Genomic DNA, 2,879 nt, shown 5'->3' on the forward strand with positions numbered 1-2,879 from the left:
CACTTGATATTTGCTAAGCGCAATATCTCTGCCGGATCACAGAACGGACCAACGCCTTGGAAAGCCACGGCTGTTCGATCCAAATCAAAGTGCCCCTGCCCAGGCAACTTCCGCACGCTCCCCCATGAAACCGAGCTGAATAGCCAGTTCACATCCTCAATTCAGGGGACGGGGAAACCCCGTTGACCCGAAATGGCAAGGGCCGAAGATCAATCGGGCGTTCGTCTGGGAGGGCAACGAGTGGCGAGCAAGCACGGCCCAGAGCCGTCTTGTGCCGCCCCTTGGTAGTGGACTGCTCCCACGCATCGCATCGATTTGCGAATCGGCGTCATCGCCGCGGGGAGTCACCCGTCATGAACATCAGCGCCAGCGCACATCGCAGCGAGTACTACGTCCTTGTCTCGTCGCTGCCTGATCTGCAGACCTTCCTGAGTTTGAATTGAATCGATTCGAAAATACTCGCTATAGGGGATAGAGATATGGCTGACAGCGCAATCAATCAGAGCAGCAATTACGACCTGAACCGTGCGCTTGATGCAGCACAACTGGCCGACGCGGCGTACCTTGTGGATAGGGGTTTTGGTGTAGATCGCTTGGCAGATCGATTGGCTGAGCTGGGATGGACGCCATTGACGGCGAGTGCCCCTGGCTTTGCGCTTGATGCAGCGGGCGGATTTACGACGGGCAATGGATTTGAGGGCGGCGCCGACGCTGGCCTAGGGAAATCAGGGTATGCATTTGTCGCCACCCGGGAAGTTGATGGCAAGAAGGAATATGCCATCAGTTTCGCCGGAACAAATTTCAGCGACCCGGGTGATAAACAATCGGACTTTGTGATCAACGGATTCTCGAATGCCTATGTCGCGCTGAGGCCATTATTTGCAGAGCTCCTGAAGCAAGCCGTCGCCGAAAAGAATTCCGGAGTGGATGTAAGTATACTAATTACCGGTCACAGCTTGGGTGGTGCTATAGCGCAAGCTGCGCTCGCGGACTTGTCAACAAACCCAGATATTGATTTGTGGAAATTGTCGGGAACGCTGGGGCATGGTGACAGAATCTACGACCTAGGCTCACTAAACGGCATTCAATCGGACGTAGCCGCGCTCATGCCGGCAACCCAGATGATTACATTTGGTGCGCCAAGTTTATTGACTGACCCATTCAAACTTACGCAGACCGAGTTCGACTTAAACCCTCTCACTTTTCCAGCCCTTCTTGAGACATTGGCGCCGCGCATCGCCTTAATCTTCAACGTTGATGTGTCAAATATTGACACAAGTGACGGTAATTTCTTCGCCAAGCACGCAATTCAATTTGAGCATGGTCGTGTTTTTGGCACATCGGAAACCGACCCAGTGGCTACTCTGGGTGGCGTTGATCTTGGTCAAGTTGTTAAGATTGATATTTCTGACGTTGACTCTGAAACGGGGGGGGGTCTTCTTTCTAGATATGAGATATTTGGCCCGAAACCCGCTCTGTTGGGCATGCCAATGCACGGGGTTGGCAACTATACAGAAACTATTCTTCGTGCACTCAGTCAGAGCCCGCTGGTAAGCACAGAGAACGTAGCTCAGCCTGATTCGCCCGTCCTACCTGGCCCGCAGGTAGCTGAACCTGCAAATGAAGCCATCGAGGCGTCGAGCACGTTGACTGCTGCGTCTGGCTTTGGTGGCAACGATATCTTGTATGTCACGAGCGCGAATCCTGGCGGGGTGATCGGCCTGAATGGCGGTTCGGGCGTTGATGCGTATGTCATCAAGGCCAGCAACGTGACCGCAACAATATCAGGGCCGTCGGGTGAGAGGCTGGATCATCTTTATTTCTATGATCGGTTCGGCGCGGTCGCAATTGACCCTTTGACCGAGAATAACGACGATCTGGTGATCAAATTCACCGACAGCCTAAATATCACAAGCACTGTTACAGTAAAGAACTGGTTCGCTAGTGCTGGGACCGGTTATCAGCTTGCGTCGATCGAGCAGATTCAGCCCTTTGTTGGTTCAAACTGGAAGGCCGTTTCGTACGACTACTCATCTCTCGGCATCCCGCTGATCAACGAAGGCACATCTGGTGACGATCTGATTACTGGTTCTTCATTGGGTGATGTAATGCATAGTGGGGCCGGTGCCGATGCCATGAATGGTCGCGGTGGCATTGACACCCTTTATGGCGGCACCGATGGTGATATTTTGGATGGTGGAACAGGTATTGACGCGCTGTATGGTGAGAGTGGGAACGATACGCTCAAGACATTTGATACTGGCGACACGCTGGATGGCGGTGCGGACAATGACACGTACATAATCCAGGCCCCTAGTGAAATGGGCGCCCCTAATACTGTCACGATTCATGACGAGTCCGGTACTGATGCCATCCAAGTTCAAGCGATAAATGCTGACTACGAGAAGACGACATTCCGGCGCGATGCCAATAATCTGATCATAGAAATCCGCAGTTCCGGCGCCGGGAATCCGGTGCTTGAAGTCGTCACTGTCCAAGACATGGCAACGCCGTCAAGCCGTGTTGAAACCCTTGGCATCACTAATGAGGGTAGTTCAAAGCTCTACAACTTTGATCTGACAGCGGCTTGGAATGGCGCGACCGGGACGGCTGCTTACGTTGCGGCTGCCTATAAGGGTTCGGCGACCGGCGGGTATTACAACGGGGATGGCAATGATGTCTTCAATGGCACTATCGCCGATGAGGAATATCACGGCGGCGGTGGCGGCGACACGATTACAGGTGGCGGTGGCAGTGACCGACTCTATGGCGATACGGGCCAGGACACCTTCAACGTTGGTGGGCTGATCGGGACAACGATCGTCGATGGTGGAGCGGGCAGAGATACCTTATGGGTCGACGGTTCGGCCACGGGTGCT

The 2,879-nt window shown here is 53.8% G+C and carries 1 protein-coding gene; it reads left to right on the forward strand.

Features of this window, described 5'->3' with window-relative positions:
- Window positions 1–479 precede the first annotated feature (479 nt).
- On the forward strand, window positions 480–2,879 hold a 2,400-nt coding region (locus tag WG898_RS25035), incomplete at its 3' end, for a lipase family protein (RefSeq protein ID WP_444718999.1).

This window comes from Paucibacter soli, assembly GCF_037482845.1.
Taxonomy (GTDB): domain Bacteria; phylum Pseudomonadota; class Gammaproteobacteria; order Burkholderiales; family Burkholderiaceae_C; genus Paucibacter_B; species Paucibacter_B soli.